The sequence below is a fragment of the Paenibacillus sp. FSL k6-2145 genome, assembly GCF_037976585.1.
Lineage (GTDB): Bacteria > Bacillota > Bacilli > Paenibacillales > Paenibacillaceae > Paenibacillus.
Window position 1 is genome coordinate 3,724,431 of sequence record NZ_CP150267.1, and the last position, 15,393, is coordinate 3,739,823.

Below are 15,393 nucleotides of genomic sequence, written 5' to 3' on the forward strand. Positions count from 1 at the left end.
TACAGATCATATCTATTTTGGGAGGACAACAACTTGAAGAAGTGGACTACATTATTTATCGGGGCATTATTAGCAGTGAGCTTGGCAGCATGCGGTAACGATACAGATAATACGGCAACGCCGCCAGCGACTAACAACGAAACATCTAACGAGGGTAATACACCTGCGGAGCAGGAAACAAAGATCCCTACCTTGGACGAATTGATTACCAAAACCAATGCAGCAACCAAAGAAATGAAAAGCTTCACAACTGAAGCAAACATTGATCAGAATCTGAAACTGGATGCTGGTGAACAGTCCCAGGATCAACAGGTTAAAACATCGCTCAAGATGGATATTATCAAAGATCCAATGATGATCTATCAAGAGATGAAAATGGAAATGTCGGGACAGGAAGCTCAGAACGTGAAGCAGTATATCACTTCGGATAAAATCTACTCTCAAGTTGGGGATCAATGGGTTGCGATTCCTGAAGCTCAAACCAAGGAACTGATTGAGCAGATGAAAGCAAGCATGAATCCCGAAGGTGAATTGGAGCAATTCAAAAAGATTGAAGAAGATACTAAAGTGACCGAAGAAGGCGACAAATATGTGATTAACGCTGACGTATCCGGTGATAATGTAAAGGAACTGGCCAAAGCCGTAATGGAGCAGAACGGATCGGATGCCCAGATGCAAGCCATGCTTGATCAGATGAATATCACCAGCATGAAAATGAAATATATGATCAACAAAGAAACCTATTTGCCTGCAAGTACGGACGTAACCATGGTCATGGAGATGGAACAGAATGGACAGAAAATGACGATGGACATGAAGATGACCAGTACGTTCTCCAACCAGGATCAAGTGGAAGAGATCAAGATTCCACAAGAAGCATTGGATAGCGCAAAATAAAACAGGCACCTCTGAACTAGATTTGTGTGAGCCGAGAGGTTTACCAGATTAGAATCAGGGGTGTTTTTCTGTTTAGCGGAGATTATGGTCAGGGATGAAGGTGTTATAGTATAGTCATATTGAAGTAGAGAGGGGATATAAAAGATGATCGAATATGCACACATCCACCATGTTAGTCTGGCTGTACGTGATCTGGAAATCGCGAAGAAATTCTATTCGGGGTTACTGGGAATGCAGGAGATTGAACGCCCGCCTTTCCGCTCCACAGGTACATGGTATGCCATCGGTAGCCAGCAGCTTCATCTGTTACAGCACCCGGAAGGGCACACGTTACGTGAGGCTGGGATTGATACAACAGACGGTCACTTTGCGATCTGGGTCACCAGTTATTCAGGGACTATAGCTTGGCTGGAGCAGCAGGGAATTGAGTATGAAGCGAGACCGGATAGTGTAGCGGGATTCGCACAGATTTTTGTACTTGATCCTGACCGTAACATTATTGAGTTCGATTCACCGTATAACTCTTAAGGGAAAAGGGTTAGAATAAATCCCTTGCTCCCCCAGAAATTGTATGCTATATTATCCATACATTCATAGCACGTGACGGAAGCACCGTCCATATACTGCATATTCATGCGGTTATTGGACGGTGCTTTTTTGTGCTTTTTGACAGGGAGGGAAGGAAAATTTGATTGTACTGAAGGTAGTTCTGGTTTCAAAAGATAGAGATTACATTAGCGCCTGGCTTGATTATGTACAGGGAAATTCGCCTGGTCTCCATGTGCGTTTCACGGCATTCTCCCAAGGGGATTCGTTCAGGGATCATATGAATGAGCAAGAAGGTCGAGAATTACCGGATCTGGTTATTGCGGAACCGGAGTTTCTGAATGACTGGCTGAATAACGGGGGAGAAGGATCAGGTGTACCTTGGCTAATGCTTAGTGAAGGGATGGAAGAGGTGGATGAGGCCAAGCGGCTGATGAAATATCAACCCTTGCCTGCTTTGCTGGATGCTGTGATGCATGCTTGCCGGCAGCCACGCCGTAAGAAGGTTCACCATCCGGGGCAAGAGACTCTCTCCATCGGTGTAGTATCCGCTTCGGGTGGAAGTGGCAAAACGACAGTAGCCCTGCATATGGCAAAGCAATTGGGACTTGCAGGATATGCTGTTCTCTATCTGAATCTGGAGACGCTGGACAGTACGCTCCCGTTTCTGGAAAAGGGACTAACTAGAAGTGGGCAGCGTAACCCGGATGCGGAGACGGGATTGTCACGTCTGTTATACGATCTGAAGGTGGGCAGAAAGGAATCCGGCAAGCAGTTACAGGTGCAATCTAAGGCTGTGGATAGATATGTGGTCCGGCATGAAGCGCTGAGATCCGATGTGTTCTGGCCATTATCGAATCGGAAAGAACTGTTGCAAATGACTCGTGAGGATACGTCAAATCTGCTTCGTTATTTAACGGATTGCGGACAATATGACGTGCTAATTCTGGATGGGGATTCCGGATGGGATGGGCGTAGTGAAGGGGTACTGGATGCAGCAGATGCTTTTGTCTGGCTCGTTGAGGATGATATATCTGCCATGCATCGATGGGGACAATGGTTGCAGCATGCTGAGCGTACGAAGCCAGAGTTGTACGAAAGTATACTGGAGCGTTCACGCTTTGTGGTTAACAAATATCGGGACAATGTCGTCAATGCACTCCCACGTCCTGATCTGCATCTGGATGCAGTGTTGCCCTATATCCCTTCTTGGAAGCAACTCAGTCAGGAGGAAGTCATGCTTAGTTCTCCGATCTTCCAACGTGAAGTGAAGAGATTATGTGCCATGCTGGTACAAGATGGCGAAGAAGAATTGAAGCAGACGGGACGAATTCAGAAGCAGGATCGGTGGGCACTATGATGGATTCATCCAATAGAATGCTGGATCGTGAAGAACAGTTTCAGATGATGCGCAGGGAGGTCAGGGCTGGACTCGATTTAACCTCTTCAGCAGGAGATGATGAACTGTGGCAGGGGATAGAACGCAAAGTTCTCACTGACCCGAAGCTAGATGATCTGACCTCAGGAGAGCGTCACACGCTGGTACAGCGATTGTTTGATTCCTTTCGTGGATTGGATATTTTGCAGCCACTTGTGGATCATCCCGATATTACGGAAATCATGATCAATAGTCACAAGGAGATTTTTGTGGAGCAAGAAGGTGAAGTCAGCCAGATCACCCTTGAATTCGAGTCCAGGGAACGGCTCGAGGATATCATCCAGATGATTGTGTCCGGGGTAAACCGGATTGTGAATGAGTCTTCTCCAATCGTAGATGCCCGTTTAAAGGATGGTTCGCGGGTCAATATCGTGCTGCCTCCTATTGCCTTGAAAGGTCCCACGATGACGATTCGTAAATTCCCCAGTGAACCGATGAAGATGTCCGATCTGATTGAAAAGGGAGCCCTACATGAAGAAGCGGCAGAATTATTGCAGCAGTTGGTGCGGAGCAAATACAACATCTTCATTGGAGGTGGGACCGGATCGGGAAAAACGACCTTTCTGAACGCCTTATCGCAGTTTATCCCTGCCGATGAGCGAATTATAACGATTGAGGATTCGGCTGAACTACAGATTGTTACGGTACCAAATCTGGTATCACTGGAGACGCGGAATGCAAACACCGAAGGCAAGGGACAGATATCTATTCGGGATCTGATCAAATCTTCCTTACGGATGCGTCCCAACCGGATTGTGATTGGGGAAGTCAGGGGCGCAGAAGCGCTGGATATGTTACAGGCCATGAACACTGGCCATGATGGATCTTTGTCTACAGGGCATGCGAATACCATCTCTGACATGATTAGCAGACTCGAAACGATGGTACTTAGCGGTGCAGATCTTCCTATTGCGGTTGTAAGGCAGCAGATTAGTTCAGCAATCGATATTTTTGTACATCTATCCCGGCTGCGAGATCGTTCACGGCGGGTGACAGAGATTAGTGAAGTGATTGGCATGCAGGACGGTGAGGTTATGCTGAATCCACTGTTTCGTTTCCAGGAACAAGAAGAGCGTGAAGGCAAAATTATTGGCGGGTTAGTACAGGTTGGAAAGTTGAATCAGGTGGATAAAATTCAGATGGCGGGGCTTGGGGAATGGCTGGATGGATACATAGAACAATATAGTATTGAAACAAATTCATCAGATAACAACGTGAATTAAAGTCATTGGAAGGTGATTACTGTTGGGTGAAGCCAGACAGATGTTGACGGATTACACCGTATATACGCTTTCCCGGAGACAACGAATGGTCTGTATGTTGATTAGTGGTCTGCTGTTTTTTGGCATTGGAATTCTGTTCTACCATCACTGGTTGGCTGGAGCGATCCTGGCTGCGGGTTGCATATGGGTACCAAAACATTGGACTAAAGTGCTGTTGGAACGAAAAAGAATGACACTCAGTTTACATTTTAAGCAAGCATTATATGCATTATCTTCGGCACTGGCCGCAGGAAAATCGGTGGAAAATGGATTCAAGGAGTCCGTAGAGGATCTGCGGATGTTGAGACCGGAAGCGGATACCGATCTGATTCGTGAGTTCACGATATTGCGGACACGGATGGAGTATGGACAACCAATAGAAGAGGCACTACATGATTTCTCGGATCGGGCACAGATTGAGGATATTACGAACTTTGCAGATGTGTTCATTACTTGCAAACGAACTGGCGGGGATCTGGTTGAGGTTGTGCGTCGTACCTCTGCGGTGATTGGTGAGAAGCTGGACATTCAGCAGGATATTATGGTCGCGGTATCGCAGAAAAAGTTCGAATCAAAGGTGATGTTTGCCGCTCCATTTATTTTTCTGATATTCCTCAATCTGACTGCTAAGGACTTTATGGAGCCATTATATAGCGGGATGGGGTACATCATCTCAAGTGGTGCATTGGCAGTACTCGCCTGCTGTTATCTGTGGATTAATCGCATTATGGATATCAAAGTATAAGGAGCTGAAACGATGCTGCTTCCCGTTATAGTCGCAGGGATGCTCGGAGCGGGATGGCTGGTGCTGGATCGAACCCGGGGGCAGACCTACCGGCATCTGCGCAAGCTGGATATGGAAGGATTACGACTGAAAAAATTGCATGGTCCCTTCCTGTTTATGTTGGACAAGTTTGAGATTGGACGCAGATTGCCAGTGCTCATGTTTCGAATGCAACATGCCATTCAGAAAATGTATGGCATACAGCACAGTGGAGAGAAAACGATGCTGTATTGCGCCGAAATGTTGACCTACACATGGCTCATGCTGCTGGTGGGCTGCCTGTTATCACTCGTTGGAGATATGGGCATCGGAGGTATGGCGGGTGGGCTCGTGCTCGGTGCAGCGTTGCCTTTTGCGCTCTACAAAGACCTCAATACAAAGGTGCAGCGAAGAGACCAGGATATTCTTATGGAACTGCCTGAGCTGCTGAACCGAATTGTACTGTTGGTTGGCGCAGGGGAGACCGTGCAACGTGCCATCGTTCACTGTGTGACAAGCCAGGGGGAACGGAATCATCCGTTGTACAACGAACTCAGAAAGACGGTGGGAGATTGGAATAATGGTTACTCGTTTCAACAATCATTTGAACAGTTCAGTCGTCGCTGCGGTGTACAGGAAGTGACGATTTTTACGACAACAGTGCTGCTGAATTTCCGGCGTGGGGGAGGTGACTTTGTATTGGCGCTGCGGGATCTGTCCCATGTGTTGTGGGAGAAACGCAAGGCTGTCAGTCGGGCGAAGGGAGAACAGGCTTCTTCCAAACTGGTGTTTCCGATGGTACTGATCTTTTTTACGATTGTGGTCATGATCGGGGCACCTGCTTTTATGATGATGAATATGTAGGAGGAATTGGGATGATGGAAGTATTGAAAAACAAGGTAAACGCGTTTTGGGAGGAAGAGGACGGACTCGGCACGTTGGAGCTGATTCTGATTATCGGGGTTATTATCATTATTGCTTTGATTTTTAAAGACCAAATTAAAAAATTGGTAGAAAGACTGTTAACTAATGTGAGTAATAAAAGTAATGAATTCTTCGAATAACGAGTTCAAAAAGGAAGAAGGGAGCTTCACCGTTGAAGCCTCCCTGATCTTCCCTGTTGTGCTGTTTATTCTTGTGTTGTTGCTCTTTTTCACCATGTACATGTATCAAAAGACATTCCTGAATCAACATGCTTATGCAGCTTCCGAACGTGCAGCCTATAGCTGGGACAACAGCCACAAACAGGCGATGACAGGTGAATATGTTGTTGGAGAACATGACAATCTGTACTGGAGACTGACGGATGATCGTATGCTTGGAGCGCTGTTTGGCTGGGCGGGAGCGGATGATCAGGTTAGCGTTTCTATACCTGCTGGTGAAGGCGGCAATCTCTCGGAACAGAAATTAGCACAAGCGGTGCAACAGATGCCCTCAGCCATGAAAGGAACGATTGAGTATCAGAATTCTCTGATTCAACGGAAAGTAACAACCAAGCTGGAACAAGTAATTTCTTTGCCTCTTCCTTCTTTTTTGTTCGATTCAGGCAACCGTGTCCTCACTCAAGGATCGTCCGCAGTTGTTGAACCGGTTGAATTCATTCGAACGGTAGATTTGGTCCGTTATTACGCAGCCAAGTTTAAAGGCAAAGGCGGTGCGGCGACCAGTACAGCGGCAGAAGCCGGACAGGTTGTGCAGCATTTTGGCAAAAGCAAAAAGTGAGAAAAGGAGGAGGGCGGAGCTGTTTAGAAAAAAAGACGGTGAGTTGGGAGCCGTAACCCTTTTTTTAATATTAATATTGGCCGGAGTTTATATGTTTGTCGCAATATTTATTGATTACGCTCGTATAGCGGCATTCAAGGTGCAGACCGAACGCATGACTCATGCTGCAATGAGATCCGTCATGTCAGCCTATGACACATCACTCCGGGAGTATGGTTTATTCGGGTATGGCGACAGCAGTGGGGATGCAATTATGGCTAAAGTGCTGAATGATAGTGTGAAGCCTTCAGCTGTAAAAGATGGATTTCCCATTCTGGATATCCAGTGGGATACAACTTCGCTGAGCATGGAGCGTGAACTGGGCAGATACGATATATTTAATCGCCAGATTCAGGAGGACATGAAGTATCGGGCTCCGGTTGATTTTACCCTTGAAGTGATCAATCGGTTCAAACCGATATCAGACGAAATGAAGGAAGCAGCGCACACGGTGGACTTGCTGAAAAAATTACAGAAGTTATATGACAAACGTGAAGAACTACTGGACGAAGCCATTGCCAATCAGACGGAATCCGCGGAGAAGCTAAAGAATCTTCCAAAATTAATCATGGACCCGCCTTCACAGGCCATCTATGAAGAAATGTTGGAAGAAACACCAGAGACAGCTGCCGAGGCAGCAGCACGTTATGCAGATTATCTAAACAAGAAACAGGCGGATGAGGGATTGCCATTCAGAGAGCAACAATACATATTGGAACTGGCCCGTTATCGGACGGGTGTTGGTAATGTGGCGATAGGTATCAGCATGATCATACAACCAGCGTTACAGGCCCATCAAACGAAGCTGGAGGAAGCACAGTCCAAGATCGAAGAAGCACGCAAGATCAATGAGGAAATGAAACGTGTGATCGCGGAGGGGGAGAACCGTTCGCAGAATGCCAGCTACGACAACGTGGGCAACTCGAATCTGCCTGGAACGAGCCCGGCATCTACAGGATCAGGCACGGAAGCCAAAAGTACACGTTCTCTTGCTTCGGAGCTTGTGAGGGCAGATAGCCTATTTGATCAGTTGAAAGCACGAGTTGTTTCCCAGAATACGGACTTCTCTAACGTCAGAAGAGACAACATAGAATTGAATACACAGCTTCGCAGTGTCACGGTCATGAGTGGTGTTCCGATTAAACCAGCGGTCAGACAGGCAAGTCAGGTTACGGAACGATATATGGACACCTATGTACGTAGCGGTCCTGCCAATCTCATCCTCCAAAGTAAGCAGCAGCTGGAAAGTGGTCGTGGGTCGGATGCCCAACGCAAAGCGAATGATAAAGAATCCAAAGGGAAATTGAAGGAAGTCAAACGAATCTTGTCGCAGATTCAGAATGGAAGTTCGGGTTCCATGGACGCTTTCAAACAGTTGGAGGAATATTACAACGCTAATATTGCTTTTAACGAGGCTAGTCGTGAGGAAGCCAAAAAGGCAGAGATTGCTGGAGATCCTTATGACTCTGGTGGCGATGCCATGAAGAGAATGGACAGTTTGTTTGGCGGGATGTCCGGTCTGCTGGACAGTCTTGGTGACGAATTATTTCAGAATGAATATGCTTTAGCCTATTTCAACTCCATGGATTTTGGTCAACTATTTACCTGGACTGAAGGTGGTGGAGATGCTGGTGATGTCTTCAAACTGGAGAATCAGGAACTGGAGTATATCGTTTACGGGTTTCATAATCCTTCGGGTAACATCGCTGCGGCATATGCGGAGATATTTGGTTTGCGGCTGGCTATTCGGACGGCCGAAGGGTTAATTGAGCATAGCAAGCTTGGGAACCCACTTCTGGTTTTATCGGCGGCAATCTTATACGGGATTACAAACGCCATCGCGGATATGGTGAAACTAGCAAAAGAGGGCAGTGTGGAATTGTCCAAGTATATCAAAGTCAAACTGACGTACAGGGACCATCTCCGATTGTTCCTATTGATGCATAGTAACAATGAACGCAAAATGTCCAGAATGCTGGCGCTAATTCGATTGAATACTGGTGTGAATCCAGATGAGAAACAGACGTATGCTTCGGGTAACATGCGCAGCAGCATCAAGCTGTGGTTTTTACCAGGGGTGGTTAGAAGCATAGGTGCAGTTATGGGTAGTGCGGATCAGGTTGAAGATGGGCGATTTTTCATTGAGCGGAAGGCGGATTATTCCTATTGAATGATCAGGATCGTTTCGGTGGAGGGATTATGGATAAGCAGCAACATTACGAAAAAGAAAGCGCACAATTGCAGATTCGTTTAACAAGAATAATCAGATTGCAACGATTGAAGTCTCTGAATAAGCAGATATGTTCTCCGAAAAAGGAACAGGGAAGCATGGTTCTGGAAGCTTCACTGGTGTTACCTGTTTTTCTGTTCTTTATCATGTTTCTCATCTTCATTGTGCAAATGACTCTAATCTCCACAGCGTTACAGAGCACAGCAGGGGAAGCGGTGAAGCAGTTATCAACGAAAATATATCCGGTTTCCCTTGCCTTCACACCTTCTGATTCTGCAGGTGGTGAGGGCTCTGGAGGGGGTTGGAAGATACCGGAGTTGTCTCTGACGGAATGGGCAGAAGGTTATGCTTCTTCTCTACCCGAGCCATTAAGTGATTGGGTACTTTCAGCGGCGGCCAGTGGTGAACAACCACTACAGGAGATCAAGACATCCGTCTTGGAAACGGTGCTTGATCCGATGGTCAAACCGCTGCTGCAACCATTTATCGAGCCAACTCTACTGGATATGGAACGTGTGCATGTGAACGGTGTTTCCATACCTGATCTTAAAAACAAAACAAATCCTTATTTCCGACTTGAACTGAGTTATGAATTGCCGATAAAAGTCCCCTTTCTCAGTAAACCGCTTCGGATTCAGGCTGCTGCGGCAGAACGGATATGGATTGGAGATACCGGAGAAGGGTCAGATGGCAGCGCAGGAGACGGGGATACTGCGGGTTCAGCAACGGTACTGTCGAAGCCTGACCCGGCTTACATAGGCAATAATGCAACGATTAAGGTGAAGGTAGAACCAGGAGCGACAGCCAACTTAACGATATTTTACAAGTCAGGTGAAAGTTCTGCGAAGCACATTGGCTGGGCCACCGCAGATGAGAATGGAATTATTGAATGGAACTGGTTTGTTGGTACTCGGACAACAGAAGGAACATGGAGTTTTGTTGTCGAGACAGGGGACGGTGCCAAGACGGAGACTACGTTTACGGTAGCCTCCAGAAAATAAGGAAGGGGATGATGGAGGTGGAGTGGTTTTACATTGCCTGTGGCATATACGTCATTGCAGCTTTTATTACAGATATTCGTTCCATGAAAATTCCAAATCGATTGACTTTACCTGTGACTGTTGCAGGCGTATTGGCCCATATCATATGGGGCGGTTGGGATGGTTTCTTGTTTTCAGCCGCTGGATTTGCAGCAGGTTTTGGTATTTTGTTTCTGATGTATGCGATTGGAGCCGTAGGGGCAGGAGATGTGAAATTGTTTGGTGGGATTGGCGCATGGACGGGGCTTGCTTTTGGCATTCATGTCATTATTTACTCCGTTTTGTACGCGGGCGCAATTGGTCTAGTAATACTTCTATTCCGTAAAGATTCAGCGAAACGGATTCGAGGCATGGCAAGTAGTCTTGCAGGTTTTTTCATGCTCGGTTCGCTCAAGCTGGTAAATAAAGAGAAGACATTGAAGTTTCCATTTATGCTGGCGGTGTTACCTGGATTTATCACGGTCCTTGTCTCAGGACTTTTCCCTTGATATCAGGAGTCTGGAAAACGTTAGGATAACAGTGATCGAAGATAGCACTGCGATTGGAGTGGAAGAGTGTGGTGTATTGTAACTCAACTTATATCAACTAAACTTTTTACACGAGAACGGAGAGGACGGAAAAAACCTGAAGAAGCGGAGCTAAAAGCTTTCTGAAAGAAAGCTGCATCGGAAGCATATGCTTCGCCTTTATCCCCGGATTTTCCCCTTTACAAAGGGAATCAAGAAATCTGGGGATAACAGCGATCGGAAGGTTGTTCCGTCATCGAAGTACCCAGTGTAACTTTCTTTAGTTGATCCTATATAGCAACGGAAAGAGAGGATTGGCATGTATGGATTAACGAGAGATTTTATTCGTAACGGCGGAGCGTTCATGGTTTTGGAGAAAGAGGACGGGTTACGAATGGAGGAATTAAGCCGGGTACAGATGGGGATGTTGTCGTCCAATCAGATTCCGCGACTTCTCCCTGTTCATATTCGGGAAGTCGATCGAAATGTAACTTTGCAGTACGACATATCAGGGTACAAAATGTTATCCCAGATGTTAAAGTCAAGCAAAATCAAGTTGCGTGTTCTGTATGGTCTGTTGTTCCAACTAGCCGATGCCTTCATGGAATGCCGACAGTATATGTTGGAGCCTCGTAAATTATTGATCCAGGAAGAGTACTTGTTCATCAACGGTTCATTTGAACAGGGTGAGCTTGGAATGGTCTATGTACCAATCATGGATACGGTTGAAGTTGATCCAACGCCGCAGCAATTCCGTGAGCTTGTGATCAGGCTGATGGCCCAGGTGCAGGAACTGCAAGGAGAAGGCATTCAGCGTGTTCTGCAGTTATGTGACAATGAACGTTGGGATATCAGACAGTTGCGAGAGCTTCTGCTGGAGTTATATGCTGACGAGCAAGAGAATGGAGGAGTCGCAGCATTTCTCTCATCCAGAACTTTGGAAACACCCAATGATTCAAGAGGTGATCTTCATTCGTCGATTTCTGAGCGAGAGAGCAGGCAAGCCACTGGTAATTCTCGACCATATCAACCCAGTGCTCCCGTTCATAATGCTGCTGTGGAGCCGCAATTAAATTTTCGTCAGCCGCAAAAAACGAGTGAATCCGAGGTGGAAGACATTCCGGTGAGATCTCGAACCTTTCCAGGCAGGCGCTCGCCTGAGCTATCTTCATTTGAGAGCTCAAACAGCATGGATAAGGGACGAAGTAACCCGTATGATTCCCTAGAGCGTGTTGATATGGACGCGGAGGAGAAGTCCGGATCTTCCAAAGTGACCTATATCATACTGGGCTGCATGGTTGCCATGGCATTGGTATGGAGATTTATATACATGGAGCAACCGGGACAGACGCAGATGATCCTGTGCATGGTACTAAGCCTTGGCTTGCTTGGTGTAGCAGGATGGACGTGGAAGCGCAAGGGAAGTCCTCATAATGACTCAGAGAATAAGCGGTCTTTTTCATTCAATTTAGGTAAGAACAAAGGCAAGCAAACGGAAGAGGAACAATTTCAGGAGAGTTGGCGCTGGAATACAGCTGAAAGGTCAGCGGAACGCATAAACCAAACGGTTGCATCCACCTCAGAAGGTGGTAGCGAGCATTCCCGTTATCAAAGTCTGCATATGACACCTGAACACTCTGATCCACCGTTCGTTCAGCGCCATGTGGAAACGGTAGCTTCAACTTCAGAGCTAATTCGACAGGATGCAGTTGCGGAAGCAACCGTGAATTTGCAGAATCTGAGTGGAGGTAATGTTACAGGGGCAGGACCGGTGATGGCGTCTTATTATCTTGAACGAAGATCAGGCACCGGTGACCAACATGAACGGATGGATGTGCAAGGAGCATCTTTTGTCATCGGAAGATCAGCAGACATGGTTCAGTGGGTGGACACAGCGACCGGGGTGTCCCGTGCTCATGTGGAATTGAGCCGGAACAAATCGGGCTATGTGATTAAGGATCTGGGTTCCGTCAATGGCACCATTCTTCAGGGCAATATTCTTGCTCCGTATAAGGAATATCCATTGGCGGATGGAGACACATTTACACTTGCGGAATCAGTCTACACTTATCGGTCGGTTGGAGAAGACATAGTTCAATCAGTCAGATAAGCCGCGGTGCTTCAGATCTTCCAGTGCCTGGGTTAAGGTAGGGAAAGTGAATTGGAATCCGTGGTCGAGTGCTTTTTGCGGAATGACTCTCTGCCCCTGAAGCAGAACAACGGATAGTTCACCAACTAAGGTTTTAATTAAGAAGCTGGGTACGGGGAACCAGTGAGGGCGATGATACACTTTACCGACCGTACGACCGAATTCATCATTGGTGACAGGGTTCGGTGAGGAAGCATTGACTGGACCTGACACTTGTTTATTTTGAATGCTAAAATCAATGAGTCTTACGATATCCATAATGTGAATCCAGCTAGTCCATTGCTTGCCACTGCCGATCTTGCCACCAACACCCAGCATATAAGGGAGTTTCATCAATGGAAAAGCACCTCTTTTATGTCCAAGCACCAAACTCACCCGGATTTTAACGAGTCTTACATCTTTGATTGCATCTGCAGCAACTTCCCATTGTTCCGAGACCCGTGACGGGAAGTTCATGGATTTTTGCGGACTACTCTCGTCAAAGGTTTCATTAGGGGAGGTTCCATAGATGGCCATGGCAGAAGCTTGAACGACCACTTCCGGCTTTCGTTCCAGAGATTCCACCAATCGGGCTACCCGTGCTACGGTTGTTACTCTGGATTCAACAATCTCCAGCTTCGCCTTGGTTGTCCAACGTTGATTCAGCGTTTCTCCGGCAAGGTTAACGAGAGCATCCATACCTTCCAGCAAGTGAGGTTGTTCTTCGACTTGTTCCCACGATATATATGTAAGATTTTTACTTGGATTATGCAAGTCAGGCAGTTTTCGTGTAATAACTTTCACATGGTGCCCGGCTTGCAGCCAGTAATCTACAAGTGCTCCTCCCACAAATCCGGTACCTCCACAAATGGCAATTTTCATATCAAACATCCTCTCTGTATTTTCACTGCGCTGATATACCGTTGGATCGACAAACAGCCCCGTAAGGTAAGCAATGCCTGTTGGGAACAACTTACCTGACGGAGCATATCTGTATCTAATTAACCCAATTTATATGCCACTTAACTCATCTTTTATTTTATTTAATCAAATGTTGATAAGGGGAATAATCGATTTTGTTTTTCTCCAAAAACTTTACCAAAAACTTATTATCCCGCTTCGGTGTGGCAATGATGTATCCTTTGATACAATGATCTCTCGATACTTCCGTGGCGTTGTCTTCAACTGCAATCTTACCGATCTCTGCAGCAATGGAATGTTTGGCTATGTCACGAAATGGCCCGGGCACAGGCTCCACAAGTTGATCCAAAAAAGCTTTGGCTTCATCTGTCCACAAGTGACGGCTGGCTTCAACCCAATAATTCTGCCAATCCAGCTTGGACTTTCCGTCCGCTTTTGGTAGCACTTTCAAAAACTTGCGCATCATGAAGAATCCACCGATACACATGCTGCCAAGCAATAAAAAAGTCCAGAATGCGATTGTATTCATAAACCAATTGCTGGGGGAACTACTGGTCAGTATCATCGCGTAGGAGTCGAAAATCATTGCGGAGTCACCTCGGTTCATTGATTTTCACGGAAAGACGGATTCCGCCTACCCATGTTCCACATATTAGCTGTAAAAAATAGCCTCTATCCCGAATTATAGCGCATTTCTAGATTTATTTCGATAATCGCGTTAGAATAAGGGATAATTCAGATTAAGGGGGATCAATAATGCTGAAAATCGGCTCCCACGTGTCCTTTTCGGACAAGGGATTATTGAGTGCAACGAAAGAAGCGTCTTCGTACGGTTCCAGTTCGTTTATGATATATACTGGTGCACCACAGAATACACGTCGCAAGCCAATTGAATCCATGTATATTGAAGAAGGCAAACTTGCCATGCAAGAGGGTGGAATGGAAGATATCGTTGTCCATGCACCGTACATTATTAATCTTGGCTCATACAAAGACAACACGTATAGACTCGCTGTAGATTTCCTTCAGGAAGAGATTCGTCGTACACATGCCATTGGTGTGAAAAACATCGTATTACATCCTGGCGCTTTTACAGATAAAGATGCCCACTATGGGATCGGACGGATCGCAGAAGGTTTGAATGAAGTGCTGGAGGGTGTGAAAGAGACAGATGTGAACATCGCTCTGGAGACCATGGCTGGCAAAGGTACGGAGATGGGGCGTAGTTTCGAAGAGATCGCCCAGATCATCGAGAAAGTAACGTATAACGAGCGCCTCACTGTGTGTATGGATACATGTCACATTCATGATGCCGGATATGATATCGTTAATGATTTTGACGGTGTACTGGAACAATTCGATCGCACGGTAGGACTTGACCGCATTGCTGTAATGCATATTAATGATAGTAAGAATGCTATGGGTGCGCACAAGGACCGTCATACACCAATTGGCTCTGGCTGGATCGGGTTTGAGGCGATTAACCGCATCGTCAACCATGAGAAGCTTCAAGGACGTCCATTTATTCTTGAGACACCTTGGATTGGTAAAGAGGCCAAGACCCAGCGTCCAATGTATGAGGTGGAGATTGCCCTGCTTCGTGGGGATGTTGCCGGTCGATTCGGCCAGGATTTCCTGACAGAAGTAGAACAGTTGCAACACTTTTTCAAAGGTAAAGAGATTGAGTCTCGTTCGTATATTCTGGATGTGTGGACGTTGCTCAAAAATGATGCCAAAGCCAAAAAGGCAGATCCGCGCGAACCGCTGGAACGCCTCTATGACATGGTGACTGAAGCTGCATTGTTCCCGCATTTGAATGAAGAACAACTGAATCATCGCTTGATTGCATGGCTTGCGGGTTAATCCCGCAGGTCATGGCTTAATTGAAGGAGGAAGAATAA

General features: G+C 46.4%; 15 protein-coding genes. 13 read left to right on the plus strand and 2 right to left on the minus strand.

Going from position 1 to position 15,393, the window contains the following annotated elements:
* The first annotated feature begins 33 nt into the window (after positions 1-33).
* The 12 genes from NZ043_RS16375 (at position 34) to NZ043_RS16430 (ending at position 12,553) form a co-directional block, all read left to right on the plus strand.
* Complete coding sequence (locus NZ043_RS16375; protein WP_339308894.1) at positions 34-897, plus strand: DUF6612 family protein; 864 nt, start codon at positions 34-36, stop codon at positions 895-897.
* Positions 898-1,041: 144 nt separating this feature from the next.
* Positions 1,042-1,425, plus strand: a complete 384-nt coding sequence (locus NZ043_RS16380; protein ID WP_017690000.1) for a VOC family protein — start codon at positions 1,042-1,044, stop codon at positions 1,423-1,425.
* A 160-nt stretch (positions 1,426-1,585) separates the two neighbouring features.
* Positions 1,586-2,803, plus strand: a complete 1,218-nt coding sequence (locus NZ043_RS16385) for a ParA family protein (protein WP_339308895.1) — start codon at positions 1,586-1,588, stop codon at positions 2,801-2,803.
* The gene (locus NZ043_RS16390; RefSeq protein WP_339308896.1) at positions 2,800-4,104 is read left to right on the plus strand and encodes an ATPase, T2SS/T4P/T4SS family; all 1,305 of its coding nucleotides are present in this window, start codon (positions 2,800-2,802) and stop codon (positions 4,102-4,104) included. Before NZ043_RS16385 ends, NZ043_RS16390 begins: the two co-directional genes overlap by 4 nt.
* 40 nt (positions 4,105-4,144) lie before the next feature.
* The gene (locus NZ043_RS16395; protein WP_339312775.1) at positions 4,145-4,888 is read left to right on the plus strand and encodes a type II secretion system F family protein; all 744 of its coding nucleotides are present in this window, start codon (positions 4,145-4,147) and stop codon (positions 4,886-4,888) included.
* A 12-nt stretch (positions 4,889-4,900) separates the two neighbouring features.
* Positions 4,901-5,770, plus strand: coding sequence for a type II secretion system F family protein (locus NZ043_RS16400; RefSeq protein WP_339308897.1), 870 nt, complete (start codon positions 4,901-4,903; stop codon positions 5,768-5,770).
* A gap of 11 nt (positions 5,771-5,781) precedes the next feature.
* The gene (locus NZ043_RS16405; protein ID WP_091033599.1) at positions 5,782-5,970 is read left to right on the plus strand and encodes a Flp1 family type IVb pilin; all 189 of its coding nucleotides are present in this window, start codon (positions 5,782-5,784) and stop codon (positions 5,968-5,970) included.
* Positions 5,954-6,628 carry a TadE/TadG family type IV pilus assembly protein gene (locus NZ043_RS16410; RefSeq protein WP_249911491.1) on the plus strand — a complete coding sequence of 225 codons (675 nt, stop codon included), beginning with the start codon at positions 5,954-5,956 and terminating at the stop codon, positions 6,626-6,628. The genes NZ043_RS16405 and NZ043_RS16410 overlap by 17 nt, the downstream gene beginning before the upstream one ends.
* Positions 6,629-6,719: 91 nt before the next feature.
* Positions 6,720-8,837, plus strand: coding sequence for a hypothetical protein (locus tag NZ043_RS16415; RefSeq protein WP_339308899.1), 2,118 nt, complete (start codon positions 6,720-6,722; stop codon positions 8,835-8,837).
* Positions 8,834-9,898, plus strand: coding sequence for a pilus assembly protein (locus NZ043_RS16420; protein ID WP_339308900.1), 1,065 nt, complete (start codon positions 8,834-8,836; stop codon positions 9,896-9,898). The genes NZ043_RS16415 and NZ043_RS16420 overlap by 4 nt, the downstream gene beginning before the upstream one ends.
* Positions 9,899-9,909: 11 nt before the next feature.
* Complete coding sequence (locus NZ043_RS16425) at positions 9,910-10,425, plus strand: A24 family peptidase (RefSeq protein WP_091033592.1); 516 nt, start codon at positions 9,910-9,912, stop codon at positions 10,423-10,425.
* Positions 10,426-10,762: 337 nt separating this feature from the next.
* Entirely contained in the window at positions 10,763-12,553 is a 1,791-nt protein-coding gene (locus tag NZ043_RS16430) for a DUF6382 domain-containing protein (protein ID WP_339308901.1), read from the plus strand.
* On the opposite strand, the gene NZ043_RS16435 is transcribed toward NZ043_RS16430, so the two are convergent.
* Both NZ043_RS16435 and NZ043_RS16440 read right to left on the minus strand, forming a co-directional pair.
* Complete coding sequence (locus tag NZ043_RS16435) at positions 12,542-13,453, minus strand: TIGR01777 family oxidoreductase (protein ID WP_133386782.1); 912 nt, start codon at positions 13,451-13,453, stop codon at positions 12,542-12,544. The genes NZ043_RS16430 and NZ043_RS16435 overlap by 12 nt on opposite strands.
* A 157-nt stretch (positions 13,454-13,610) precedes the next feature.
* Positions 13,611-14,078: a DUF2621 domain-containing protein gene (locus tag NZ043_RS16440; protein WP_176872741.1), complete on the minus strand. Its 468-nt coding sequence runs from the start codon at positions 14,076-14,078 to the stop codon at positions 13,611-13,613.
* A 170-nt stretch (positions 14,079-14,248) separates the two neighbouring features.
* Between NZ043_RS16440 and NZ043_RS16445 the strand changes: the two genes are divergently transcribed.
* Entirely contained in the window at positions 14,249-15,355 is a 1,107-nt protein-coding gene (locus NZ043_RS16445) for a deoxyribonuclease IV (protein ID WP_289391537.1), read from the plus strand.
* The last annotated feature ends 38 nt before the right edge of the window (positions 15,356-15,393 follow it).